Source organism: Corynebacterium sp. LK10 (genome assembly GCF_008042455.1).
In the GTDB taxonomy this organism is placed as follows: Bacteria; Actinomycetota; Actinomycetes; order Mycobacteriales; family Mycobacteriaceae; genus Corynebacterium; species Corynebacterium jeikeium_D.
Map to the genome: position 1 here is coordinate 41,476 of NZ_NOVT01000009.1, position 25,226 is coordinate 66,701.

Below are 25,226 nucleotides of genomic sequence, written 5' to 3' on the forward strand. Positions count from 1 at the left end.
AATTTAGACAATACTGGTATCGGTGTTTTCTGTCACGTTTTTAGAAATATTTTTGCCCAGTCATCTACCGAGTGGGGGAGGGTAGGGGTAAACGCTGTCATTTATCTGTGAAAAGTTCGGCAGACAGCACTCCGAAATCGCAAAATTTTTCCCGCTTGACGACGGTAATTGCGTCAATCCCCACTAGTTGGGGTGGCGGCCGGAGGTATCAATAGAGTGCAAAGGCGTATAGGGGTTTAGACTTTATCGCCATGCGACCTGAACTTTCCTCGTATAACCATCTTTCCGCGGGCAAGGTCCGGGAAATCTACGAGATTGACCCTGAGACTCTGCTGCTTGTGGTCAGTGACCGTATTTCTGCCTTCGACCACATTCTGGAGACCCCGATTCCTGACAAGGGTCGAGTGCTCACCGCGATGAGCGTGTTCTTCTTCGATGAGATTGACTTCCCGAACCACATGGCTGGCCCGGCTGACGATGAGCGCATTCCGGAGGAGTGCCTAGGTCGTGCGCTGGTGTGCAAGAAGCTGGACATGCTGCCATTCGAGTGCGTCGCACGTGGCTACCTGACAGGCTCTGGCCTGGTCGAGTACAAGGAAAACGGCACTGTCTGTGGCATTGAGCTGCCAGAGGGCCTCGTCGAGGGCTCCAAGTTGCCAGAACCGATTTTTACCCCGGCCACCAAGGCTGAGCTGGGCGAGCACGACGAGAATGTCTCCTTCGACGCCGTTGTGGAGTCCCTGGGGCAGAAGCGCGCCGAAGAGCTTCGCGATGCCACCCTGCGCATCTACTCCCAGGCTGCTGAACTGGCTGCTAAGCGCGGCATCATCCTGGCCGACACCAAGTTTGAGTTCGGCCTCGACTCCGACGGCAACCTGGTGCTGGCCGACGAGGTTCTCACCCCGGACTCCTCCCGCTACTGGCCAGCCGACTCCTACCAGGAGGGTTCGGTTAACCCGAGCTTCGACAAGCAGTACGTCCGAAACTGGCTGACCTGCTCCAAGTCCGGCTGGAAGAAGGACGAGGGCACTCCGCCGCCGGCGCTGCCGGGTAGTGTTGTGGAAGCAACTCGCGAGCGGTACGTCGAGGCCTACGAACGACTGTCGGGCCGCCGCTTCTCGGACTGGATTGGAGAACCTGCGTGAGCGAAGTGACCTTGGACTCGGCATCCGTCGGCAAGCCTGCAAAAAAGGATTTGCCCGCACCCCGTGCACAACGGAAGCCGGTGACTCGGTCCTTCCACGGAAGGGACTTCACCGATAACTTCGAGTGGCTCCGCGATAAGGAAAACTCCGAGGTTATCGACTACCTAGAGGCTGAAAATGCCTATACGGAGGCTTTTACCTCCGATCTTGACGGCACCGCGGACGCGATTTTTAAGGAGATCAAGTCGCGCGTGCAGGAGACCGACATGTCGGTCCCAACTCGCCTTAACGGCTGGTGGTACTACTCGCGCACGCAGGAGGGCAAGTCCTACGGGATGAGCTGTCGCGTGCGTGCGGAGGCCGGTGACGGTCTTGCCGCGTGGACGCCGCCGACCATCGCCGACGATGCCCCAGCACCAGGAGAACAGGTCATCCTGGATGCCAACGAGCTGGCCGAAGGCCATGATTTCTTCGCCCTCGGCGCAGCGAGCGTCTCCGCGGACGGCAATCTGCTGGCCTATTCCACCGACGTCACAGGCGACGAACGCTACACGCTGCGCGTAAAGGATCTGCGCACGGGTGAACTGCTTGATGACGAAATTGCGGGCATCGCCGCAGGTGCTACCTGGGTCGGCTCCGAGTGGATCTTCTACCAGAAGGTCGACGAAGCCTGGCGGCCGGATTCCGTGTGGCGTCACCGCGTGGGCACCTCCACCGAGGATGATGTCTGTGTCTTCCATGAGCCCGATGAGGCCTACTGGGTTGGAGTCGGCACGGTACGCAGCGAAAAGTACCTGATTATTGAGAGCTCCTCGAAGATTACTTCCGAGGTTTGGTACCTGGACGCCAGTGACCCGACCGGTGAGTTCACCTGCGTGCGCCCGCGTGAGGCCGGTGTTGAATACGACATCGATCACGCCGTCATTAGCGGCCGGGATATGTGGCTGATTACACACAATATGACTGGTTCGAACTTCGCACTGGCCATGGTGCCGGCGGGGTCTTTCGACAGCATTTCGGATCTCACTGAGCTGGTTCCGCACCGCGATGACGTCCGCGTTGAGGGCGTCGACTGCTTCGCTGGGCACATCGCGTTTGGTTACCGTCGTGGCGGTATTGGCCGTGTGGCGCTGGCGGTATTGGGTCAGGATGAGGATGGTGCTGGCTCCGCTGGTGATGCCTCTGATACAAGCCATGCTGCTGCTCCAGTGCCAGCGTCCGCTGTGAACTTCGTCGAGCTCGACTTCGACGAAGAGCTCTACTCTGCAGGCACTACCGGCAATGCTGAATGGGACACCCCGGTGTTGCGCTACGCTTACGGCTCCTTCACCACGCCGTCGCAGCTTTGGCAGATTGATATTGCCTCGGGCAAGCGGGTGCTGCTCAAGGAGCAGAAGATTCGCGGGAAGTTTAATCGCGGTGATTACGTCGCCAAGCGTGAATGGGTGAGTGCAGCCGACGGTGCCCAGATTCCGGTATCGATTATCCACCGCGCGGACCTGGACCTGAGCAAGCCGAATCCGACGCTGCTCTACGGCTACGGTTCCTATGAAGCCTCGATGGATCCTGGCTTTTCCATCGCGCGACTGTCGCTGCTGGATCGTGGGATGATTTTTGTCATTGCACACGTCCGCGGTGGTGGCGAAATGGGCCGCGGCTGGTGGGAGAACGGTCGCGCAACCACGAAGAAGAACACATTCACTGACTTCGTCGCCGTCGCTGACTACCTGCTGGATTCTGGGTGGACCACACGCGAGCAGCTGGTAGCACTCGGCGGTTCGGCGGGCGGCATGCTGATGGGCGTGGTCGCGAACATTGCTGGCGATAGGTTCGCGGGCATTCAGGCCGTGGTCCCGTTTGTCGACTGCCTGACATCCATGCTGATGCCAGAGCTGCCGCTGACCGTGGTGGAGTGGGATGAGTGGGGCGATCCCTACCACGACCCGGAGGTCTACGACTACATGGCCTCCTACGCGCCGTACGAGAACATCTCGGCCGATGCGAAGTACCCGAAGATTCTCGCGATTACTAGTTTGAACGACACCCGCGTGCTCTACGTGGAGCCGGCAAAGTGGATCGCCAAGCTGCGCGAGGTTGTCGGAGGTCAGCCGGGGCAGTTCCTGCTCAAGACCGAGATGTCCGCAGGTCATGGTGGTGTTTCCGGTCGTTACGAACGCTGGCGTCAGACTGCCTTCGAGTACGCCTGGATTGTCCACACTGCTGGTGCGGTGGAGTAACGGCATGGATATGCGCACGCTGCTGTCCGCGCAGGGTTTTGACACCGATTCGCTTTCCGACGATCAGTTGGCCGTCTACCACACCCTTTTTCGGCGGCGGGATGTGCGCCGCGAATTCGCCGGAGAAGTGGTGGACAGGGAGCGATTGATGCGCGTGTTGGCGGCGGCCCATGCAGCCCCGTCGGTGGGGCTGTCCCAACCGTGGGACTTTCATATCATTCAGAATCCGGACCGCCTGCAGCAGTTTGCCGACCACGTAGCCGGACGTCGCGCTGAATTCGCGGCCAAGCTCGAAGGCGAGCGGCGTGAGACCTTCAATCCGATTCAGATTGAAGGAATCGTGGACTCGGGAACGGGCATCGTCGTCACCTATGACCCGACCCGTGGCGGCAAGAACATTCTCGGCCGCGACACCGTCGATGACACCGGCCTCATGTCAGTCGCGCTGGCTATTCAGAATCTGTGGCTGGCTGCTACGGCAGAGGGGCTCGGCGTCGGCTGGGTCAGTTTCTACCATGAGGATTTCCTGGCTGACTTTGTCGGTGTCGAGGCACCCGTGCGCCCGGTGGCCTGGCTGTGCATTGGTCCAGTAACGCACCTGGCCGAGGAGCGTGACTTGGAGAAGTTCGGTTGGCGCAAGGGACTGGCTCTCGATGAGGTTGTGCATTGGGGATAATCCGCGCTGCAGACGCACATTGATGTGCTGCGATGGCGCTTTTTGAACTCTTATTTGAAAGGCTTCTGAGTATTCTCCAAGCCTTGTCCTCTCCGTTACCAAAAATTTACATACGCCTGTTTTTGTTGAATCCATGGCAGGCAGTGGGGTGCAAGAACAGATTCGGACGACCGACCAGGTCATTCGTCCAGCGGGCAAAGAGCTCGTAACTGTTGACGGTGGTGTGGTCGGTTCGCCGCTTTTGGTGTCGGTGTCGGGTTTGCGCGATGGCACATTGCTCGACGTCGCTCGTTTCGTGGCAGCGATGGAACAGCGCGGTATTACACCGTCTCTGCTGGTAGCGCCGCATGCGGGTAAAAACTGGTCGTTGCGGGAAGCTCCGGCGGTGCTGGATTGGCTCCGCCGTCGTAGCGATGACGGCATCGAGATTGTTCTCGCGGGGTTCGATCAGTCAGTTCGAGGCCGAGGCGCGGAATTTGCGTCGTTAAGCGAACATGAAGCGCGTTTGCGCCTGACCGCCGCAACGCGCCAGATGCGTGCGATGGGTTTTGAGACGGACGTCTTTGCACCACCGAAGTGGACCATGTCGCCCGAGACCATGAACGTGCTGCCGGAGCTGGGCTTCCGAGTGGCAGCGGACCGAAATGGTGTCCGCGACCTGACCACTGGTGCTGTTGATCCGACTCGCGTGCTGGCTATCGGCGAGGGCTTCGGCGGCGCCGGTTGGTGGCGCCGTGCGGTGCGCTCCTCGGTGCAGCGCTCGCTGGAGAAGGGCCGCGCGGTGCGCATCTCCGTTAACGCTTCGAAACTGCGGGAGCACAAGCTGCGCCAGGATGTTGTCGGCATCATTGACCAGGCGGTCGATGGGGGTGCGCAGCCGGTCAACCACTCTTCGGTGCCGCTGGGCCGCGAGCTCTTTGAAGGCATGGAGCAGGTCGGCTAGTCGCTACCTCTGACGGCTATCGGGGGACTGCCCTAGTGTGGGGTTTATGAGCAATCTCTTCGACATCCCAGTGACCACCATCGACGGCAACGAAGCAACGATGAATGACTGGGCAGGCCACGTTCTGCTTATCGTCAACACCGCCTCGGAGTGCGGTTTCACGGATCAGTACGACGATCTGCAAGGACTTTTCGACGAATTCGCACCCCGTGGCTTCTTCGTCCTCGGCTTCCCCTGCAATCAGTTCGGTGGGCAAGAGCCCGGCAACGCCGAGGAAATCAAGCAGTTCTGCCAGCGCGAATTCGGCGTTACCTTCCCGCTCTTCCAAAAGACGAAGGTCAACGGCCATGGCGCGCACCCACTGTACAAGCTGTTGAAGGAAACCCCGGACGCCGACGGCGAGGCTGGGGATGTGAAGTGGAACTTCGAAAAGTTCGTTGTCTCGCCCGAGGGTGAGGTCATCGGCCGTTTCCGCTCCAAGGTCTCGCCTGACGACGATGCTCTGCGCGACCTCATCGAGGAAAACTTGCCTATTTAAACTTGGCTATTTGGTGGCGTCCAGCGGTGCCTGCTCGAAGTAGCCCGTGGCACCGTAGCCCACGATGCCACCTCGGTTGCGCAGGGTCATGCTAGCTAGACCGACCTTGCCAAGCTCATCGCCACCGATGGTGACCCAGTCACCCTGAACCGCGACAACCATGTTGGCGTGCACCCCAAGGCCTGCGGGGTAGCGGTAGAAAATGATGTCACCCACCTGAGGAGAGAAGTCCTTGTCGGTGACGAAAGCATCATGTGCCTTGTAGGCATCCATGAGCTGTTCGACATCCGTAACCAGCCATGGGTTCTCGGCTGCGGCAGCCGAATCCTCGGGCGTATCAAAGACCGGAACACCCGCGGACGCGAGCAGGAATGACAAGAATGGCGCAGTCCAGGAACCGGAGCAGTCGACCGTGTTGCCGAATGCGTCAAGGTTTGGATTCAGCTTCGCGGTCTGGTTCGCAGCTGTGGGTGCAGAACCCGGCCTGGTGGCAGCAGCGGCGGCGACGGCATCTGCATCAGCAGTTGGGTCTGCGTCTGAATTCGGGTGCTCGCCGACCTTGGGGATAACGCTGCGGATGTCGTCATCAGTAGCGCCACACGCCAGGCCGAAGTAAACCTCAGGGGAGGGCTGCTCCTCGTACTGATAGCGCGCAACATCCTTCAGAGCCTGCTGATAGTAAGGGCGGTCTGCCTCGGTGCGGGGGAACGTGCCACCACGCCACGCCAGAACATTGATAGGACCGAAGAGCGTGAACCACCCGGCGAAGAGGAATACCGCCGTCAGTACCAGGATGGAAACAGGCGGGATAGCGGCGCGAACACGTTGCAGCATGCTCGGTGAGGATGCGTTCTCCTGGCCGTCGTCAAGCGATGGTGAGGAAGACTCAGACCGTGCTGCGTGAGGCTGCTGTGCGGGCACAGGCGCGGGTGAATCGGTGGTCATATCTTCTCAGGATAGTAGGCGGCGCTGCGCTCGTCCTTGGCGAGTGCGTCTGAGCCGTACGTAATGGCCTAGTCTGCGGCTCCTGCTGCGGAAGAGGGCGTGCAGTTAAACTGTGGTTCATGACTTCACCCGACATGCGTAACGAGGCCGAGCACGACCCTCGTGAGGATCTGCCGAGCTTCCTGCGTGAGCCGGACAAAATAGACAAGCTTCTCTATGCATCGCTGATGCTGGTTGCCGTGTACGGCTTTGCAATCATCCCGTTCCGTGCGGTCTTGCTGCTCAAGTACACGTTCTTGCACACATGGCTGACAGGATCGAATCTGTCGGTGCTGATTCTCGCGTCGGAAAACGAGGACCGGCCGCTCCTCCTCTTCGCTGTTGTAGTGATTGCGGCGCTTTCGACAATCAAGTTCATGCCGTTCTTCTACTGGATGGGCAAGAAGTGGGGCACGGAATTCATCACGATGAGTTTCGGCGGACACCCACCGCGATGGTTTAAGAAGATGGAGAACTTCATCTATGAACGCATCGGGCTGAGTGTGCTGGCATCGTTTGTGCCATTCTCGCCGATTCCGGCCACGATTGTCGTGGCCATCGGTGGTATTGCGAAGGTGCGCGGCTGGGTAGTAGGCGTGTACCTCTTCCTCTGTGCCGCGATGCTCAAGTGCTTCTACCTGTACTTGGGCCTGAAGTTTGGCCCAAGCATCCAGGGCTCCCTGCAGACGATTGACCGGTACGTCACCTACATCACCTTCGCGCTGATTGGCTGGATGTTCCTATCCATCTGGTGGAAAAACAGGAAGCCGGGTAGCCAGGCGGCTTAGTCCTGTTCGCGCTCAATCAGCGGCAGTGGGCTGTACTTGTCACGCAACGCCTTCAGTGACAGATCGTGAGCGTGCAGGCGCTTGTCCTCATCCGTCGTCGGCTGGAAGTGCGGTACGGGCTGCGGGTTGAAATCGTCATCAATGGCGACATACGTCATGGTCGAGTGCAGTGCCTTGCGCAGTCCACCGACACCCTTGCGGGGCTCACAGCAGTAGACCTGCACCGACAGGTGCATCGAGGTCGTGCCTGTACGCAGGATGCGTGCGCGCACCTCAACCAGGTCGCCAATGTGGATTGGGCTGTAGAAGCGAATACCACCTGCGTAGACAGAAATGGTCTGGCGCCCTGCCCAGTTGGTGGTAACTGCCGTCGCAGCCTCGTCGATCCACTCCATGGCGGTGCCGCCGTGGACGTTTCCGCCCCAGTTAACATCGGTCGGCTTTGCCAGGAAACGAGTGGTCAGTTCGGGTGCGGAAGAGTCCGCGGAGTAGGTCTGCGCGCGCATGCTGGCCTCGATGTCGCGGCGAAGCTCAAAACGGGAAAGAGCGGCCTTCTCAACGCGCTCTTCTTCCTCCGTTTGCGGCACCCACTTCGGCACTGGAGTCGACTTACCGTTTTCATCCATGGCCACGAAGATCACCAGGCAGTCAGCTGCGCGGGTGAACTTGCCCTCGCGCGGATCAGCCGAGAGCACTTCGTTGACGATGTGCATGGAACTGCGGCCGGTATGCGCAATCTTGGAGCGCACCTCGACAATGTGGCCACTGGGAATCGGGCGAGTGAAGTGAATGTGACCGAAGTACGCAGTCACGCAGTAGCGTCCCGACCAGCCGGTCGCGCAGGCGTAAGCGGCCTTGTCAATCCACTGCAACACACGGCCGCCGTGGACAGAATTGGTTCCGGCCATAATGACATCGGTCGGCGATGCCATAAAACGGAGTACAAGAGATGGTGACGCTGGAGCATGCACCTGTTCAGCTTTTTCAGTTGACTGCGTATCCATATATGAAAGCATAACTCTAGGATGAGGTTATGGTATCCAAAATCTCGCCTTTCGACGTTCGCAGCGCTCTTTCCACCGCCGCACCCTGGGCGGCGCAACGGCTTCTCGGCCGCGAATTGCTATCTGACCAAGAGGCTGCCTCCTTCATCGGGCCGGATGGGGCGCAGGGGTCGTCGTTAAGCCGTGCGAGCCTTGCCAAAGCGGTACGTCTGTCCGTGCGGATGCTCGCCCAAGAGGCTCCGGGGCATAGCGTCGAGGTGCGCGTGCCGCCCTTCGTCGCGGTCCAGTGCATTGAGGGCCCCAGGCACACGCGCGGTACGCCGCCCAATGTCGTGGAGATGTCGCCGGAGATTTGGCTGGGACTCGCGTGCGGAATGATCACGTTAGAGCAGGTGCAGGCGCACATCGATATGTCGGGAACGCGCGCGGCGGAAATTGGGAATCATCTGCCGGTGGCGCGCATTTCTTAAAGCCCGTGGGGGGATGCTGAATTGGTGCCCAGGCGGGTGGGGCTATTAGTGTGAATGTCGTGGCCGATACCAACATTTCAGGTGCACCAAAGACCAAACTTTTGCCAATTTCGCCATACGACGATTTGGGGGAGACATCCCCGCGCGAAGAATGTGGCGTTTTTGGCGTTTGGGCACCTGGCGAAGACGTGTCCAAACTCACCTACTATGGCCTGTTTGCCCTGCAGCATCGCGGCCAGGAAGCCGCCGGTATCGCAGTCGGCGACGGCGACCAAATTCTCGTATTCAAGGACCTGGGCCTTGTTTCCCAGGTTTTTGATGAGCAGACGCTCGACGCTCTGAAGGGGCACGTAGCGGTGGGGCACACGCGCTACACCACCGCTGGCGCTCCTGCGTGGGAGAATGCACAGCCGATGTTCCAGATGGCCTCCGACGGCACGGACATCGCGCTGGGGCACAACGGCAACCTGACCAACCACCTCACGCTGTTCCATGAGGCGGTCGACAAGGGCCTGCTGCGTGAAGAGGGCGAGCTGCCCAGTGACTCCGCAATCATGACCACTTTGCTTGCCGACGAAACCGGCAAGATTGACCACCCCGAAGATTACGGCTGCAGCACCAATGTAGAAGCGGCCGCGATGGCACTGCTGCCGCGTTTGAAGGGCGCTTTCTGTCTTACTTTCACCGATGGCGAGACGCTGTACGCCGCGCGTGACCCATACGGTGTGCGCCCGCTGTGCCTGGGGCGCCTGTCCGGTGGCTGGGTAGTCGCATCCGAGACTTGCGCGCTGGATATCGTCGGTGCATCGTTCGTCCGCGAGATCGAGCCAGGCGAGATGGTGACCATTGATGCTTCCGGTGTGCGTTCGCAGCGTTTTGCCGAGACCACCCACGCTGGATGCATTTTTGAGTACGTCTACCTGGCGCGCCCGGACTCCAACATCCGTGGTCGCTCCGTCAACGCGGTGCGTCTTGAGCTGGGCCGCCAGTTGGCCCGCGAGTTCCCGGCTGACGGTGACCTGGTGATGCCGGTGCCGGAATCCGGTACCCCGGCCGCTGTTGGCTACGCCCAGGAATCGGGCATCCCGTTTGGACAGGGGCTGACCAAAAACGGCTACGTGGGGCGTACCTTCATTCAGCCTTCGCAGACGATTCGTCAGCTGGGCATCCGACTGAAGCTGAACCCGCTGAAGGAAGTTATCGCCGGTAAGCGCTTGGTCGTGGTCGATGACTCCATCGTCCGCGGCAACACTCAGCGTGCCCTGATTCGCATGCTGCGTGAGGCCGGTGCAAAGGAAGTGCACGTGCGCATCGCCGCGCCGCCGGTGAAATGGCCGTGCTTCTACGGCATTGACTTCGCCTCTCCGGGCGAGCTGTTGGCCAACGGCGTAGATGAGAATGACATCGTCGCCGGTATCGCAACCGCGATTGGCGCCGACAGCCTGGGATTTGTCTCCATCGATGGCATGGTCGCCGCTTCCGAACAGGCAAAGAGCGAAGTGTGCTGTGCCTGCTTCGATGGCAAATACCCACTGGGGCTGCCGGAGGGCAATCCGAATGCGGCAGCTGTGGAGAGGATGCAGGCAGCCCAGGCTGCCAAAGCCGCAACGAGCAATTAGCCTCGAAACCTCCTTAGAATGAACTACGAGAACTGAACCGAGAACGAAGCGCAAGCGGTGCCGTGGAGTGCAGCCGTTGCTTTGTTCCTGGTCCGCCAATACTCCCGGATACGGCAGTAACGCCGCCCGGGGGAGAAAGTTTAAAGCGAGAGCCTCTAATGACCGAGAACGTTTCTGGTGCTTCCTACGCTGCAGCCGGTGTCGACATCGAAGCCGGCGACCGCGCTGTTGAACTATTCGCCCCGATTGCCAAGAAGGCCACTCGCCCAGAGGTCCGTGGCGGGCTCGGTGGTTTTGCCGGCCTGTTTGCACTGGGCAACTACGAAAAGCCGCTGCTGGCCGCATCCTCCGATGGTGTGGGGACCAAGTTGGCCGTGGCGCAGGCCGTCGGCAAGCACGACACCATTGGCCTGGACCTGGTCGCCATGGTCGTCGATGATCTGGTCGTGTGCGGTGCCGAGCCGCTGTTCCTGCAGGACTACATTGCAATTGGCAAGGTCGTGCCGGAGCACGTCGCCGAGATCGTTTCCGGCATCGCCGAGGGTTGTGTCCAGGCGGGTTGCGCGCTCCTGGGTGGCGAGACTGCAGAGCACCCGGGTGTGATGGAACCGGGTGAGTACGATGTCTCAGCTACCGGCGTCGGTGTCGTGGAAGAGGACAAGCTTCTCGGCCCGGACCGCGTGCGTGAGGGCGATGTCATTATCGCCATGGAGTCCTCTGGACTTCACTCCAATGGCTACTCGCTGGCTCGCTACGTTCTCCTGGAGAAGGCCGGTCTGGAGCTCGACGGTTATGTCGAGGATTTCGGGCGCACCCTCGGTGAGGAGCTGCTGGAGCCAACCAAGATTTATGCGAAGGATTGCCTGGCTCTCATGAACGAGGCCGAGGTCCGCACTTTCTGCCACGTCACCGGTGGTGGATTGGCTGGCAACATGGTTCGCATCATGCCGGAAGGCCTGACCGCCGACATGAGCCGCGCAACTTGGACCCCGGGTCCGATTTTCAAGACCATTGCTGAGCTCGGCAACGTCTCCCGCGAGGAGATGGAGAAGACCTTCAACATGGGTGTTGGCATGGTTGCGATTGTTTCCGCAGAGGACCGCGATCGTGCCCTGGCTCTGCTGACTGCCCGCCACATCAACGCTTGGGAGCTGGGTACTGTCCGCAAGAGCGAGGCTGGCGAGGACGGGGCTGTTTTGCGCGGCAGCCACCCGCGCTTCTAAGCGTCGGCCGGCCGTCGGTTTACTGCGACGGGCGGCCGGGATGCGGGTTGCACAACGGAGATCCCAGAAAACCACGGGCTGCAAATGTGAAACTGTATGAGTTTATGACACTTTCGAGCCGTTTTTCGGGCGATTTTTGTCATAAACGCAGTCAGTAACTCGGATTGATCCGCCACCGCCGAACATAATCGGCGGAACATAAACGCAGTCGACTAAGCAAAAGCAAGCACCCACCAACGGAATCGTTGGTGGGTGCTTGCTTTATTGAAATAGAAACGCTTTGCGGAAAATACGACAGCGGTTAGCTTGCGCTAGCTGTCGCGACCAGCGCCTGAGGCCCATTCCTCCCAGTCAGAGTAATAGTCGTCTCGATCGGACTCGTTCGACTTGCCGACGAGTTCCCGCTGCAGACGTTCCAAATCCATTTCTGGTGAATCGTACTTGAGCTGACGGGCAACCTTCGCCTGCTTTGCTTTCGCACGGCCGCGACCCATGGCCTGACCCCCTTGTGTAATCCGTGGGACGGCACGGGGATACGGCCGACCCACTTATGTCTTATTGCGTTAATTCCTGTAAGACACCATAGCCGATTTTTAGACGAAGGGGTTACGCGGGGAGGCCCATAGTGGGTTGTGTCCTCGCGCTCAGGCAACTCAATATGTGTAGTGACCTGGGGAAATATCCTTTCTGAAAAAGAATGGAAAAAGTTATTTTTTCACCACTCTGTCTGGTGGCTTTACCTATTTCCTGTTACCTATTTCCCTCGCAGGCGGTTGATGGCCACACGGCCCGGCGGCAGCTGCTCAACGCGGTCGATGGAGGAGGGGTCGACGGCCACGGCGCAGTCACCCACCACAAGGCCCTCGCGCTCCTGAGCTGAGCGTTTAAGCAGCGCCAATGCAATCGGGCCGTAATCGGCATGTTGCACGACGGTGCCCACGCGGCCCACGGCGCGCTTGCCCATCATCACTGGATCGCCGGTTTCCGGCAGCGTGGCCGAGCCGTCGAGCTGCAGCATCACCAAAACTCGTGGGGAGCGACCAACATTGTGGACACGTGATACCGTCTCTTGGCCGCGATAGCAGCCCTTGTCCAAGTGCACGGCAGCCGTGTCGAATTCAGAGGCGATCCAGCGCGGAGCCTCATGCGGAATCATCTTCTCGTCTACGTCGATTCCCAGCTCTGGGCGCAAGGAGACTACGCGTTCGGCCTCCCAGCCCATCAGACCAACGGGGGAAGCGCCAGCAGCTACCAACGCGTCCCAAGCGCCGACTACATCCTGTCGGCGCACGAGCACATCCACACGCCCGCCGCGTGGCCACGGCAGGTGCCGGACGTAGGAATGTCCCACAGTCGTAGCTTTGCCCACCTGCGGGAATGCGAGGCCAGCGGCTACCAGTACCTCAGGGGCATTCGGCCCCATGACGGAAATAATCGCCCGTTCTACTTCAGCAATTTCCACCTTGGACCAGAACACCATCATGTTCAGGTACTTCAACAGGGAGTCGAAGCCAGCAGGGGGCACGTCGATAAGCACGGAATCGTCCAAAACAGTCAACGTCATGTGATGGAGAACGTGACCGTTTGCATCCAGGTTCAGTGCTTCAGTGACAGTGCCGGGAGCGGCTTCGTCGACCTTCTGCGAAAAAAGTGTGTTGAGGTAGGTCAGGCGATCCTCGCCAGTGACCTCAATAACGCGGTAGTACGAGCGATCTACTACGCCGCAGTCCTCCTGCAGATGACGTTGCTCTACCAGCGGACGGCCGTAGTGCCATGCCACGCTAGCTTGCCCTGCGGTTTGCTCAACGTTTTTCGCTGAGTTTCCGTCTGGGGCGTTCTCTGAGGCCTTCTCCAAACCTTCCATCTGTCCGCCCAGTTCGAGGGCAGCGGCGCCAGCCACGTGAGACATCAAAGGACTTACATACTCAACACTCACTCCCTCATGTTAACCAGAAATCCTCAAATTAAGCATGGATTAAGCTTGTGTGTATGACGGATTCGCTTTCTTCTCTAGTGCTTATCGACGTCTTCGCAGACGGCGGCCCGATTGCTGTCGAGGCAGGACAGCCGTTCCTCTACGCGGATGATCTCGGAGCTATTCGCGGCGACGGAGTTTTTGAAACACTCCTGGTCAGGGGTGGTCATACCTGTAATACCGACCGGCATGAGAAGCGATTCGCATCGTCAGCGCTAATGCTGGATTTGCCAACCCCAGATCTGCAGCAGTGGCGGGCGGCTACCGAGGTCGCACTACAGGAGTTGCGCGATAGGTCAATTGAGGGGGATGCGACGTTGCGGTGGGTGTACTCGCGTGGTCGCGAGTCCACCGGAGAGCCGACTGGCTACGTTTTGGCTAGCTCCGCGGAAAAGGTGGCGGAAAACCGTCTGAAGCCGGTATCGGTCATGCTTGCAGAGCGCGGTTTCTCGCTCGACCTTGGCTCCCGTGCACCGTGGGCGCTCATCGGCGCGAAAACGTTGTCATACGCAGCTAATATGGCCGCTTTGCGCTATGCCAAGTCCAAGGGGTTTGACGATGTCATCTTCACCTCCGCAGAGGGCAAGCTCTTGGAAGGCCCAACATCGACCATCATCGTTCAGCGCGGCAATGAGCTGCTGACTCCCAACCCCGGTGAAGGAGTGCTGCCGGGCACAACTCAGGCAGCGCTGTTTGAAACAGCCGCCAACTGCGGCTGGAAAGTCACCCCGACGGTCCTGGTGCCCGGGGACCTATTCACCGCCGATGCGGTGTGGCTAGTGTCTTCGGTGCGTATCGCGGTCGTGGTTAAGTCCATCGATGGTGAACCCATCCGGCAGCCGGATGCAATCGCGGAAAAGGAATTCCGCGACCTGTGTGACAAGGCGCTGGCGACGCAGTAGGGCCCCAAACAGTAGGGCTTGATGCAGTTGGGCGCCGCAGTAAGGCCACACAACGCCCGTCGTAAAGCGGGGAGAACCTAGCCCGCGTAGCGCTTGAGCTGCGCGGACATGCGGGGAGCGAACTCCTCATCCCGCAGGCGCTCGTCTACCCACCCGAGATCGTTGTTCGGCATCAGCCCGTAGAGGCGCTTGCCCGGGCCAAGGGATGCAGGACCGGTAGCAGTGACCATTGTGGAGGCTGCTTGCAGCTCCCATGCGCGCTCGGAGACCGGCTTGCCGTAGTAAATCTCAGTGACGCCGGTGGAGTGGACGCAGATGAACTCAATCTCGTCCTCGTTGTTAATGCGCCAAAATCCTGTTTCGCGCTGGTCAGGGCCGGTCGGCTTGCCTTCTTCGTCCAGCTTCCAGATGCGCGACTCATACTTCAGGTAGTTCTCGCCATCGTGGCTGAAAATGAGCTGCTGGCCGAAGTTGTACTCGCCGTCGACGACAGTGTTCGCCTGCCCCTCACCGCGCCACACGCCGACCAGCGGCAGTAGTGCCAGCAGGCCGTCGTGAATATTCGGGCCGAAGCGCAGGTTAGCGGTCTCGTCGGGGATCGGGAGCCCCTCAAGCTCAGTGATGTTGCGCGTAGCGGTGCTCTTGGCCTGTTCGGCCGCGCGGTTGATGGCCTCGTTGCCGTCGAGGCGAGGGGCTTCCGCAGCTGCAGGCTCCTGTGCAGCGGCGTCTGTCTGGTTGCTGCCATTCTTCTCGGTCATGCTTCACACTCTACCGCTGAAGCTCTTGTGGCCATGTATGGGCTGTTGTCGCATGGTGCTAACGCTGCACCGACGCTTAACGGCGATGCTTGACGACGGCCTTAGCGACGCACCCGACAGTTCTTCTCCGGCAGCTTCTCCGTGGATTGAGCTGACGCCTCGGCATCCTGCTGGGATGTCGGCGGCATGAAGTTTGTTGGCGACACGGTGCACAGAATCTGTTCGCCTTCGATGGTGATAGAACCGCCCGACACGTACACGCGAGTCGCCGGCATGCCCATCGGTATCTCTGAATCCCGCAGCGTCAGAGCGAAGGTGTCCATGATGTGCTGCGTATCAGCCTCAGACAGCTCAGGTTTGATGTGGCTTTTAGAATCCGTTGGGGACGAGGGCGCAGAAATAATCTCCATCGGCGTAATGACCACGTCGCGGCTGACAATGCGCAACTTCGCCGTAACCTGGGTTTTTCCCTGCCATCCGGCTGGCGTGGCCTCGAAGATAGCCTCGGTCTCCCAGCCGCCGGTGGGGGAGGAGTCCTTCAGGCTCTGGATACTCAAGTCTGTCAGTCCCAGCTTGTTTCCCAGAGAGACACCGTCGAGCGAGAGCTTAGTGAAGTACTGCTTCGTCGGCGATTCTGGGAAATTACCGCTGAGCACCGCCGATGCCGGGACCTTAACGTTGGAGGCTCCGTACTCCAGAGATACCAAGCCGAAGTCGGGCACCTCGACATCGCGGATACGCGAGGTTACGGAGCTCCACTTACCCGTAACAAAGGAAGACAAGTAGGCCTTGCCACCAATGGCGACGTATGGGGTCATCTCCAGCTGAGCAGTCTCCTGAATATGCTCGGAGAGCTTGTACTCCGCATGGCTGGCGAAGCCCATGTCGGTGGCGATCACCAGCGCGGCAACGGCGAGGATGGAGCCACCAATCTTCTTCTGTCGTCGGGAAATGGACACACTCTATTAGTACCCCATCGCTTTTGGCTCAGACGACATCGGGGAAGTGTTGAATTCGCTGCTGTGTATAGGGTGGGGCGTATGAACGTAACCGAACTGCTTGACGTAGACACCACCGCCGCCGATACGCTACTGCAGCACGCCCACTCCGCCGACGGCGTGGAGGCGTTCGGCGAGGCTTTCGTCCGAGGGCTTGACGACGAATCTTTCGGGCATCGACACTTTGCGATTATTGAGAACGACCGTTACTTGGGCCTGGCCGCCGTTGCGCCGGATGCTGTGGAGATGGTTGTTGACCCGGAGTTTCGTAAGCAAGGAGTGGGGGCGAAGCTGCTTGCGCACATCGATGCTGAGGTCGGCGAGCGCCTGCCTGTCTGGGCTCACGGTGATGTCGCCGGTGCCAGTCGTTTGGCAGAGTTGACGGGACGCAAGGTCATCCGCGAGCTGTTGCAGATGTCCATTTCGAGCTCAGCGTTGGAGAAGGCTGCGGGGGCCGTCGATAAGCGCGATGATGTTGAAGCGCTAACCCTGACTGCGGCACGCGCGAAGTGGGGTGAGGCGGCCGTGGATCGGGTGTGGTTGGCTGTGAATAATGAGGCGTTTGACTGGCATCCGGAGCAGGGCGGTTGGTCGCAGCCACAACTCGATCGCGCTCGGAACGTGCAGTGGTTCGACCCGGAGGGCGTGTTCTTTGCTGCGGATGTGGCCGGGGCGCGCGACAGTGCGGAGGAGATTTGCGGTTTCCACTGGACGAAGTGGCATGCCGAGGAGTCTGTGCCAACTGGCGAGGTGTATGTGATTGGACTGAGCTCGAAGGCACGCGGACGTGGTCTCGGACGATGGCTGACCAACGTTGGGCTTTCCTATCTCCGAAACCGGGGAGCGGAAAAGGTAATTCTCTATGTCGAAGGCGACAATGCGCCGGCAGTGCGCACGTACCGTGCGGTCGGTTTTGAGGTGGCCCGCCGTGATGTGATGTACGGCGCGTAGATGTGACGGTTCGATTGGGGGGGGGGATTGAAGGCGAGTTATTGGGGAGGGGGAGCTTAGCTTTATCTCAGTTTTAGGTGGTTTTCCTCTGGCGCGGGGGCAATGATTCTTGTGTTTTTGAGGAGATGCTGTCCAATCCTCAGTGTTTCAGGGGCGCATTTTAGGGCCTCTTACAGGGAAAATGAGGATAAATAAAGAATTACTTGCGCCGTTCACCAATTGTTAATGTTCTGAACAGGTTCCGGTTACTATCGGTAGATAGGTTCAGCGCAGTGGACCGGAGTGTGGCGGTTCCACGTGAACTGTTTCACTCATTGTGTAAAACCCCGGAGGATTTACTGTGCTGAAGAAGAACCGTGCGGCATCTGTCATTGGTTTGGCCGCTGTTGCAAGCCTTACCCTGGCTGCTTGCTCTGAAGAGGGCGGCGAAGGCGCTTCTAACGTTGAGGGTCTGGCTGACGTCACCGGTGAGCTGCAGGGCGAGGGCGCTACCTCGCAGCAGCGCGCCATGGATTTGTTTGCCACCAAGTTTGAAGAGACCGGCTCGACCCTGTCGTACAACGCATCTGGCTCTGGTTCCGGTCAGACTCAGTTCATTGCCGGCACCGTTGCTTTCGCTGGCTCTGACTCCCCGCTGAAGGAGAAGGACGGCAAGGACCAGGTCGCAGAGGCTAAGAAGCGCTGCGACGGCAATGAAGCATGGCACCTGCCGATGGTTATCGGTCCGGTTGCCGTTGCCTACAACCTCGAGGGTGTTGACGTCGCTCTGACCCCGGCTCTGGTTGCTGAAATCTTCGACGGCAAAATCACCAAGTGGAACGACCCGAAGATCGCTGAGGTCAACGAGGGTGTCGATCTTCCGGAGAAGGACATCAAGGTTGTCTACCGCTCTGAGGAGTCCGGTACTACTGATAACTTCATGAAGTTCCTGAGCGCAGCTGCTCCGGAGCAGTGGCAGCACGAGGCTTCCAAGTCCTTCCCGACTGCTACTGGCCAGGGTGCTAACGGCTCGGCTGGTGTTGTCAACGAGGTCGCCAACATCGACGGTGCTATCACCTACGTCGAGGCTGGCTTCGCTGAGGACAAGGACCTGGGCATCGCCAAGATGGACTTCGGTCATGGTCCGGTTGAGCTGAACAACGACACCGTCGGTAAGGCTCTGGATTCCGTCACGTTCAAGACTGAGGGTCACAACATGGTTGTTGACACCGACGCTCTGTTCGCAATGGACGAGGAAGGCGCTTACCCGCTGGTTCTGACCACTTACGAAATCGTCTGCTCCGCTGGTTACGACGAGCAGACTCGTGACCTGGTTAAGAACTTCCTGAAGGTTGTTCTGGAAGAGGGCCAGGGCCCAGAGCTCGAAGAGCTGGGTTACATCCCGGTTCAGGGTGAGTTCAAGGACAAGCTGTCCGCAGCGGTTGACGCTATCAAGTAATTCTTTGCGTGCAACGCGGGGGAAAACAGAGTTGGCTCTGTTGTTACCCCAGTTGGCGCGAGGATCACTTCAGCCGGCCACGCAGATTTGAGCTGTAGGCCGAAAACCTGACGTAGACCGGTTGGCTTTATACATCGACACCTCAGTTGATTGGGTACCGCTCGTAGAGGGGTACTGAGGCCAATCGGTCTTCATGTGCGTTGAAGCACAAATCACTTCTACTTAGGAAATGAGATCATGAGTTCCTCGACTCCCATTGAAGGGAAGCAGGAGGCTGTAGACAGCAGTCTGTTGCAGTCCTCAGCACCGCAGGTGGATTCCTCCGGCGACGAGAGCTCGGAAGAGCAAGCCATTCAGACCGGCGTTGTTCGTCCTGGTGACCGAATCTTCAAGATTCTGGCGGTAGGATCTTCCGCATTGGTGACTGCTGCCATCATCGCAATTGCAGTGTTCCTGCTCCTGCGCGCAGTTCCGGCAATGTCCCGTAACGAAGCGAACTTCTTCACCTACACCGAACGATGGAACCTGGCGGATACCTCCGCCATGTACTTCGGTATTCCGAACATGTTTCTGGTGACCGTCGCGGTTTCCATCCTGGCGCTGATTCTGGCTATGCCGGTTGCGCTGGGTATTGCTATCTTCCTGACTGCCTATGCTCCAAAGAAGATGGTCAAGCCGCTGGGTTACCTCGTGGATTTGCTGGCTGCAGTGCCGTCGATTGTTTACGGTCTGTGGGGCTTTATGGCTCTCGGTCCGGCATTGGCTGGTCTGTACGGGTGGTTGGCTAAGACGCTGGGCTTTATCCCGATGTTTGCCCTGTACCCAAACTCGCCGGCATTCGAGACCGGTCGAAACCTCTTCACCGGTGGCATTGTGCTGGCAATTATGATTCTGCCGGTTATTGCGGCTACCACCCGTGAGGTCTTTGTTCAGACCCCGCGTGGTCACATTGAGGCATCGCTGGCTCTCGGTGCGACCCGTTGGGAGATGGTCAAGCTGGCTATTCTGCCATTCGGTCGTTCTGGCTTTATCTCCGGCTCGATGCTGGGTCTGGGACGTGCCCTCGGTGAGACGATGGCTCTGTACCTCGTAATCTCCCCGTCCTCGGCATTCCGTGGCTCGCTTTTCGACGGTGGTACCACCTTCGCAACCGCAATTGCTAATGCGGCACCGGAGTTCAATGACAACCTCAAGGCCGGCGCTTACATGTCCGCAGGTTTGGTGCTGTTCTTGCTGACCTTCGTGGTCAACTCCGCAGCCCGAATGATTGCGAAGAAGTAGCAAGGTCGTAGGAAAAGAAACGAGAAGTAACAATGACTAGTTCAACTACTGATTCTTCGCCTCACGGCCCTGCAGACATGGTCCCCACCACCGAGTCGGCATTCACCCAGATTAAGGGTTCCCGCAAGGTGGCGGACAGCGTCTCCACGGTCCTGATTTACTTCTGCATGGCTCTTGCTCTGGTCCCGCTGGTGTGGGTTCTCTTCGAGCTTGTCGTCCGAGGTACCCCGTCACTGCTGAGTGGTGAGTGGTGGACTGCATCCCAGCGCGGTGTCACCGTTGGTGGGTCTGCCGGCGGTGTTGCGCATGCAATCGTCGGTACCTTGGTTCAGGCTCTGGTTACTACTCTCATGACCGTGCCGTTCGGTATCTTCGTCGCCATCTACTTGGTCGAGTACGCAGGTAACTCCCGCCTGGGCAAGGTCACCACCTTCATGGTCGACATTCTCTCCGGTGTGCCGTCGATTGTCGCGTCGCTGTTCATCTACTCGATGTGGGTGGTCATGTTCGGCATGAGTCGCTCCGGCTTCGCCGTCTCGCTGGCGCTGGTTCTGCTGATGCTGCCAATCGTTGTCCGCAACACCGAGGAAATGCTGCGCATCGTTCCGCACGAGTTGCGTGAAGCCTCTTACGCTCTGGGTGTTCCGAAGTGGAAGACCATTTTGAAGATCGTGCTCCCGACCGCACTGTCGGGCATCGTCACCGGCATCATGCTGGCCGTCGCCCGCGTCATGGGTGAGTCCGCACCGATGCTGATCCTGGTTGCAACCTCACGAATCATCACCTATAACCCGTTCGGCCAGTCGCAGTCCTCGCTGCCGCTGTTCATGCTGGACATGTACAAGGCCGGTAATACCGGTGCGGCATTCGACAAGATGTGGGGCGCAGCGCTCACGCTGGTTCTCATCATTGCCCTCATCAATATCCTGGCGCGCGTCATATCCGCCAAGTTCTCCGTCAAGAGCAGTTAATGCTGGGCGCCTAACGTCCGCTATTTCAAGGAAGGTTTTTGAAAGACCATGGCTAAGCGCCTAGACCTTAACGATGTCAACATCTACTACGGCGATTTCCACGCTGTGCAGAACGTCGACCTGCACGTCCCGCCGCGTTCCGTTACCGCATTCATCGGCCCGTCCGGCTGTGGTAAGTCCACCGTGCTCCGTTCGCTGAACCGTATGCACGAGGTCATCCCGGGTGCCTACGTCACTGGCGAGGTGCTTCTCGACGGCGAAAACATCTATGGCCCGAAGATCGATCCGGTCTCTGTTCGTAACACCATCGGTATGGTGTTCCAGCGTCCGAACCCGTTCCCGACCATGTCCATCGAGGACAACGTCGTGGCTGGCCTGAAGTTGGCCGGTGTTAAGAACAAGGCTCATCTCCAGGAGGTTGCCGAGAAGTCCCTGCGCGGCGCCAACCTCTGGGATGAGGTCAAGGACCGCCTGGACAAGCCGGGTGGCGGCCTCTCTGGTGGTCAGCAGCAGCGTCTGTGTATCGCACGCGCAATTGCAGTTGAGCCGGAAGTTCTGCTGATGGACGAGCCGTGTTCCGCACTGGACCCGATTTCCACTCTGGCAATCGAGGACCTGATTCATGAGCTGAAGGAAGAATTCACCATCGTCATCGTGACCCACAACATGCAGCAGGCAGCTCGTGTGTCCGATCAGACCGCATTCTTCTCCCTCGAGGCAACCGGTAAGCCGGGTCGCCTGGTTGAGGTTGGCCCGACCAAGAAGATCTTCGAGAATCCAGACAAGAAGGAAACCGAGGACTACATCTCCGGTCGCTTCGGTTAAACGCTTGGCGTATGCCGTAATAAGCAAAAGAAAGAGCCCCGTACCTCACGCGTGTTCACGCGAGGTACGGGGCTCTTATTGTTGTTGCAGTTTATGAGATTGCTGTTTGTTTCGGTGTGGGGCCGGGGGTGAAAATAATGTTTGTTTTGGGGCGGAATTGTCTGTTTGTTATCGGGCGGGGTAATCTTCCGAAGACGCAATCGAGCGTCCCCCGGAAAACTGTAGAGGGATCTGGGTAAATATATTTACATAGGAGTTATTCAATTATGGATAACCAGCAAAACGCGCAGTTCAATCCTCAGTTTTCCCCTGTGGGTGAGCAATCTTGGCCAGTAATCGCCGAAGAGAAAGCGCCGAAGCCAATTGTCGGTTACATTGCACTTGTAGTTGCGATTATTGGTTTACTCGGTTGTATCCCGGGGGCTTTGATTATTGGTTGGGTGGCGCTACCGGTTGCATTTATTTTATCGGTCGTCGGACTGTTTCAGCGCGCAACTACCAAAAAACCAGCTCTTATCGCTCTGATTCTTTCTGTGTTGGGATTGCTCATTGCGCCAATTGTATTTGTTTCTTCGGTAGGCAATGCCGTGGATGATGCGTTCAATCGGGATACGACTGCCTCTAGCCCGGATGGAAGCAAATCTGATTCTTCCGATTCTGGTGCTGCGGGCAGTAGTCGGGAGAATCCGTTGCCGATTGGAACGACCATCGAAAGTGAGCAGTGGGCCATTACTATCGATAGCGTAAATCTAAACGCTAACGATGAGGTTCTGGCGGAAAATCAGTTCAATGACCCTGCTCCAGAGGGGTTTGTATACGGACTTGTGCATGTTACTGCAAAGTACAAGGGGAATGACCCTCAGGGGCAGAGTTCCTGGCTTGGTATTAATTATGTAACTGCAGGTGGCCAAACCACGGACGAAACGGAGCTTTGGGCGGTGGCGCCTGACGAGTTTGACACCCTCGAGACGGTGTATGAGAACGGCGAAATCGCAGGTAACGTGGTAATCGTTGTGCCCATTGATGGGGCAGATCAGGGAGTTCTGGCAGTCACCCCAGATTTAATGTCAAAGAAGTCTTTTGTTGCTGTCTCTTGAGTAGCGGCTGTCTCTTGGGCCGCGGGGATGGACACGATATAGGAATCGGCATTCTCCAGACATCTAACGCGAAAAGTAATCGCACAAACAGTTACTGACTAGGTTTATGACAGGTGAATAGCGTTTACAGGCGGTAAAGTGTCATAAACCTAGTCAGTTTCTCGGTTTGAGGCGGTGTTGTGGCTGGGGCAGTGTTTAGCCTGGTGTGGCTTAAAAACAGCTCCACTTCGGTTTAAAACCCCGTGCCAGTTGGCCCATCGACGCAGCTCAACAGCCCCCAACATCTCTACAGCTCAGCCCAACACCCAGCCCCGCCCAGCAGCCCTACAGCCCAACCCCCAACAGCCTGCAGCTTCACGAACCTACATCCGCAGGTGACGCTCCAAGGCCTGCAGGCGTTGGTTAAAGCTGCGCTGGTCGCGTTCGTCCTCAAGCTTGTCCAGGTAGACATCGCGCTTGTAACCGGTGGCCAGGTAAATAATCCGGGCGGCAACCTCGACAGCGTGATCCGCGTAACGCTCGTAGAAGCGGCTCAGCAGAGTGACATCCACTGTCTGCGCAGGGGAGTGTGGCCAATTATCGTCGTTGGTCAGCGTAAACAGGTGCTGGTGAATGTCATCGATGCTGTCATCGGTCTTATCCAAGGCCAATGCCTGGTCAACGTCGTAGTCGATGAGCACCTGACGGGTTTCGTGCGTCATCTGCTCAGATACGGAGGCCATCTCGCGGAAGAACCCCTCCACGGGCTCCGGCAGTGCCTTGTTCGGGTGGCGACGCCGGGCAACGTTGGCAATATGCACACTCAACGCGCCCATGCGGGAGATGTCCTCGACAATGTAGAGGCCACTGACAATCTGTCGGAGATCACCAGCCACAGGAGCTTCGCGGGCCAACAGCTCGAAGGCTCGCTGCTCCGCATCCTGGCGCAGGTCCTCGAGAGAATCAATCTGGGAAAGAACTGTTTCAGCCGAGACCAAATCAGCCTCGAAGAGAGCCTTGTTCGCAAGCTTGTGCATGGAGCCAACTCGGTCACACATCACAATCAGGCTGTGAGCCAAGTTGTCCATTTGTTCTCGGTAGACAGTGCGCATGCGTTCCATAGTAGGCAATCCTCAACAACGTCGCGCGTTAGTGGGGAGCCCCCAATTACCCCTCGTAAAGTTATGTAAACACTCGCTCAGAACCGAAGCTTAGCCACCGGAGTGCATAATCTCCGCGCCCTCGGGCACGGTGTCGTCCTCCGGGTCGTCCAGCCAGCCCTCCGGCAAGACCACCTTTGCAGGGGACCCCTGTCGGCCGCGGGCGCCGTCGGCGTCCTCCGGGCGGGCGTGGGCGCTGGGGCCGTCGTAAAGCGGTGCGAGAATCTCGTCGAGCGTTGCCAGCGAATCGACGCGCGCAAGAGACTTCCGCACCTCACTACCGGCAGGGTATCCCCGCAGGTACCAGGCAATGTGCTTGCGCAGGTCGCGGCAGCCTTTACGCTCGCCCTCGTGCTCCACGAGCAGTTCCGCGTGACGACGGATAATCCCCGCGACCTCACCAAATGTTGGTGCCGGCGGCACTTCTTCGCCACGCAGCTCGGCGGACAACTGCGCGAACAGCCACGGGCGGCCAAGGCAGCCGCGACCGACGACGACACCGTCGCAGCCGGTCTCGTCGAGCATTTTGCGGGCATCGGTGGAGGCAAAGATGTCGCCGTTGCCAAGCACCGGGATATCGCTGTAGCCGGAGTCGACCATGTGCTCCTTCAGCCGCGCGATCTGCGACCAGTCAGCGTGGCCGGAGTAGCGCTGCGCTGCGGTGCGGGCATGCAGAGCCACAGCCTGGGCGCCCATCTCAGCGGCGATGCGGCCGGCATCGAGATGCGTGTGGTGCTCGTCGTCGATACCGACGCGGAATTTCACGGTCACCGGGATGTCCGTGCCCTCAGTGGCTTTTACCGCTGCGGCGACGATGTTGCCGAAGAGACGGCGCTTATACGGCAGTGCCGAGCCGCCGCCCTTGCGAGTGACCTTCGGTACCGGGCAGCCGAAGTTCATATCGATGTGGTCGGCGAGGTTTTCGTCGACAATCATCTTTGCGGCCTCGTAGGTCCACTTCGGGTCAGTGGTGTAGAGCTGCAGGCTGCGCGGGTTTTCGTCAGGCGCGAAGGTGGTCATGTGCATGGTCTTCTCGTTGTGCTCGACCAGTGCTCGCGCGGTGACCATCTCGCAGACATAGAGGCCCGAGACCGTGCCTGTACGCTGCAGCTCCTGCTCGCGGCACAGCGTTCGGAATGCCACGTTGGTGACACCGGCCATCGGAGCGAGTACCACGGGGGAAGCGAGCTCAAAGGGGCCGATGTGCATGTGCGCGGACGTGGCATCGGCGGGCTTGGCGGCGCTGAGTGGACTCGTGGAGGTA

At 58.8% G+C, this 25,226-nt stretch carries 24 protein-coding genes; 16 read left to right on the plus strand and 8 right to left on the minus strand.

Annotated elements, in window-relative coordinates; translation table 11 throughout:
- Positions 1-251: 251 nt before the first annotated feature.
- The 5 genes from CHU70_RS03510 to CHU70_RS03530 all read left to right on the plus strand — a co-directional run bounded on the left by CHU70_RS03510 (position 252) and on the right by CHU70_RS03530 (position 5,539).
- A complete protein-coding gene (locus CHU70_RS03510; protein WP_049173073.1) occupies positions 252-1,145 on the plus strand; it encodes a phosphoribosylaminoimidazolesuccinocarboxamide synthase in 894 nt (297 codons plus the stop codon).
- A 5-nt stretch (positions 1,146-1,150) separates the two neighbouring features.
- The gene (locus tag CHU70_RS03515) at positions 1,151-3,382 is read left to right on the plus strand and encodes a S9 family peptidase (protein WP_370449653.1); all 2,232 of its coding nucleotides are present in this window, start codon (positions 1,151-1,153) and stop codon (positions 3,380-3,382) included.
- 4 nt (positions 3,383-3,386) lie between these two features.
- A complete protein-coding gene (gene bluB / locus CHU70_RS03520) occupies positions 3,387-4,058 on the plus strand; it encodes a 5,6-dimethylbenzimidazole synthase (protein ID WP_049173072.1) in 672 nt (223 codons plus the stop codon).
- 133 nt (positions 4,059-4,191) lie between these two features.
- Complete coding sequence (locus CHU70_RS03525) at positions 4,192-5,001, plus strand: polysaccharide deacetylase family protein (protein ID WP_222865562.1); 810 nt, start codon at positions 4,192-4,194, stop codon at positions 4,999-5,001.
- Between the two features lie 46 nt (positions 5,002-5,047).
- A complete protein-coding gene (locus tag CHU70_RS03530; protein WP_049173070.1) occupies positions 5,048-5,539 on the plus strand; it encodes a glutathione peroxidase in 492 nt (163 codons plus the stop codon).
- 6 nt (positions 5,540-5,545) lie between these two features.
- Here the strand turns inward: CHU70_RS03530 and CHU70_RS03535 are convergent, their stop codons facing one another.
- Positions 5,546-6,484 (minus strand): hypothetical protein, encoded by a 939-nt coding sequence (locus tag CHU70_RS03535; protein ID WP_224783816.1) that lies wholly within the window; start codon positions 6,482-6,484, stop codon positions 5,546-5,548.
- A gap of 119 nt (positions 6,485-6,603) precedes the next feature.
- Between CHU70_RS03535 and CHU70_RS03540 the strand changes: the two genes are divergently transcribed.
- Entirely contained in the window at positions 6,604-7,311 is a 708-nt protein-coding gene (locus CHU70_RS03540) for a hypothetical protein (RefSeq protein WP_070546860.1), read from the plus strand.
- Here the strand turns inward: CHU70_RS03540 and CHU70_RS03545 are convergent.
- Positions 7,308-8,315, minus strand: coding sequence for an acyl-CoA thioesterase (locus CHU70_RS03545; protein WP_016421392.1), 1,008 nt, complete (start codon positions 8,313-8,315; stop codon positions 7,308-7,310). The two genes, CHU70_RS03540 and CHU70_RS03545, sit on opposite strands and share 4 nt — an antisense overlap.
- Positions 8,316-8,344: 29 nt before the next feature.
- Here CHU70_RS03545 and CHU70_RS03550 point away from each other — a divergent pair, with 29 nt between their 5' ends.
- The 3 genes from CHU70_RS03550 (at position 8,345) to purM (ending at position 11,627) form a co-directional block, all read left to right on the plus strand.
- Positions 8,345-8,785, plus strand: a complete 441-nt coding sequence (locus CHU70_RS03550) for a sterol carrier family protein (protein ID WP_016421391.1) — start codon at positions 8,345-8,347, stop codon at positions 8,783-8,785.
- A 50-nt stretch (positions 8,786-8,835) separates the two neighbouring features.
- Positions 8,836-10,404, plus strand: a complete 1,569-nt coding sequence (purF, locus tag CHU70_RS03555) for an amidophosphoribosyltransferase (RefSeq protein ID WP_049173068.1) — start codon at positions 8,836-8,838, stop codon at positions 10,402-10,404.
- Between the two features lie 158 nt (positions 10,405-10,562).
- Entirely contained in the window at positions 10,563-11,627 is a 1,065-nt protein-coding gene (gene purM, locus CHU70_RS03560; RefSeq protein WP_016421389.1) for a phosphoribosylformylglycinamidine cyclo-ligase, read from the plus strand.
- 311 nt (positions 11,628-11,938) lie between these two features.
- Here the strand turns inward: purM and CHU70_RS03565 are convergent, their stop codons facing one another.
- Positions 11,939-12,121 carry a DUF3073 domain-containing protein gene (locus tag CHU70_RS03565; protein ID WP_005511943.1) on the minus strand — a complete coding sequence of 61 codons (183 nt, stop codon included), beginning with the start codon at positions 12,119-12,121 and terminating at the stop codon, positions 11,939-11,941.
- Between the two features lie 260 nt (positions 12,122-12,381).
- Complete coding sequence (locus CHU70_RS03570) at positions 12,382-13,536, minus strand: folate-binding protein YgfZ (protein WP_049173066.1); 1,155 nt, start codon at positions 13,534-13,536, stop codon at positions 12,382-12,384.
- Positions 13,537-13,616: 80 nt separating this feature from the next.
- Here CHU70_RS03570 and CHU70_RS03575 point away from each other — a divergent pair, with 80 nt between their 5' ends.
- Positions 13,617-14,504 carry an aminodeoxychorismate lyase gene (locus CHU70_RS03575; protein WP_049190238.1) on the plus strand — a complete coding sequence of 296 codons (888 nt, stop codon included), beginning with the start codon at positions 13,617-13,619 and terminating at the stop codon, positions 14,502-14,504.
- A gap of 77 nt (positions 14,505-14,581) precedes the next feature.
- Here the strand turns inward: CHU70_RS03575 and CHU70_RS03580 are convergent, their stop codons facing one another.
- Positions 14,582-15,262, minus strand: a complete 681-nt coding sequence (locus CHU70_RS03580; protein ID WP_016421386.1) for an FABP family protein — start codon at positions 15,260-15,262, stop codon at positions 14,582-14,584.
- A gap of 101 nt (positions 15,263-15,363) precedes the next feature.
- Positions 15,364-16,221 carry a DUF2993 domain-containing protein gene (locus CHU70_RS03585; protein WP_016421385.1) on the minus strand — a complete coding sequence of 286 codons (858 nt, stop codon included), beginning with the start codon at positions 16,219-16,221 and terminating at the stop codon, positions 15,364-15,366.
- An 81-nt stretch (positions 16,222-16,302) separates the two neighbouring features.
- Between CHU70_RS03585 and mshD the strand changes: the two genes are divergently transcribed.
- From mshD to CHU70_RS03620, 6 genes are all read left to right on the plus strand, one after another.
- Positions 16,303-17,211 (plus strand): mycothiol synthase, encoded by a 909-nt coding sequence (gene mshD / locus CHU70_RS03590; protein ID WP_070603970.1) that lies wholly within the window; start codon positions 16,303-16,305, stop codon positions 17,209-17,211.
- Between the two features lie 340 nt (positions 17,212-17,551).
- A complete protein-coding gene (gene pstS, locus CHU70_RS03595) occupies positions 17,552-18,649 on the plus strand; it encodes a phosphate ABC transporter substrate-binding protein PstS (protein WP_016421383.1) in 1,098 nt (365 codons plus the stop codon).
- A gap of 237 nt (positions 18,650-18,886) precedes the next feature.
- Positions 18,887-19,930 (plus strand): phosphate ABC transporter permease subunit PstC, encoded by a 1,044-nt coding sequence (gene pstC, locus CHU70_RS03600; RefSeq protein WP_049173061.1) that lies wholly within the window; start codon positions 18,887-18,889, stop codon positions 19,928-19,930.
- A gap of 77 nt (positions 19,931-20,007) precedes the next feature.
- Entirely contained in the window at positions 20,008-20,901 is an 894-nt protein-coding gene (gene pstA / locus CHU70_RS03605; protein WP_187269770.1) for a phosphate ABC transporter permease PstA, read from the plus strand.
- A 48-nt stretch (positions 20,902-20,949) separates the two neighbouring features.
- Positions 20,950-21,726, plus strand: coding sequence for a phosphate ABC transporter ATP-binding protein PstB (gene pstB, locus CHU70_RS03610; protein ID WP_016421380.1), 777 nt, complete (start codon positions 20,950-20,952; stop codon positions 21,724-21,726).
- Between the two features lie 266 nt (positions 21,727-21,992).
- Positions 21,993-22,823 (plus strand): hypothetical protein, encoded by an 831-nt coding sequence (locus CHU70_RS03620; RefSeq protein ID WP_049193810.1) that lies wholly within the window; start codon positions 21,993-21,995, stop codon positions 22,821-22,823.
- A gap of 362 nt (positions 22,824-23,185) precedes the next feature.
- Here CHU70_RS03620 and phoU read toward each other — a convergent pair whose 3' ends face one another.
- Both phoU and dusB read right to left on the minus strand, forming a co-directional pair.
- Positions 23,186-23,923, minus strand: a complete 738-nt coding sequence (gene phoU, locus CHU70_RS03625; protein WP_080969597.1) for a phosphate signaling complex protein PhoU — start codon at positions 23,921-23,923, stop codon at positions 23,186-23,188.
- Positions 23,924-24,013: 90 nt separating this feature from the next.
- On the minus strand, positions 24,014-25,171 hold the full coding sequence (gene dusB / locus CHU70_RS03630; protein ID WP_042388893.1) for a tRNA dihydrouridine synthase DusB: 1,158 nt from the start codon (positions 25,169-25,171) through the stop codon (positions 24,014-24,016).
- Between the last annotated feature and the right edge of the window lie 55 nt (positions 25,172-25,226).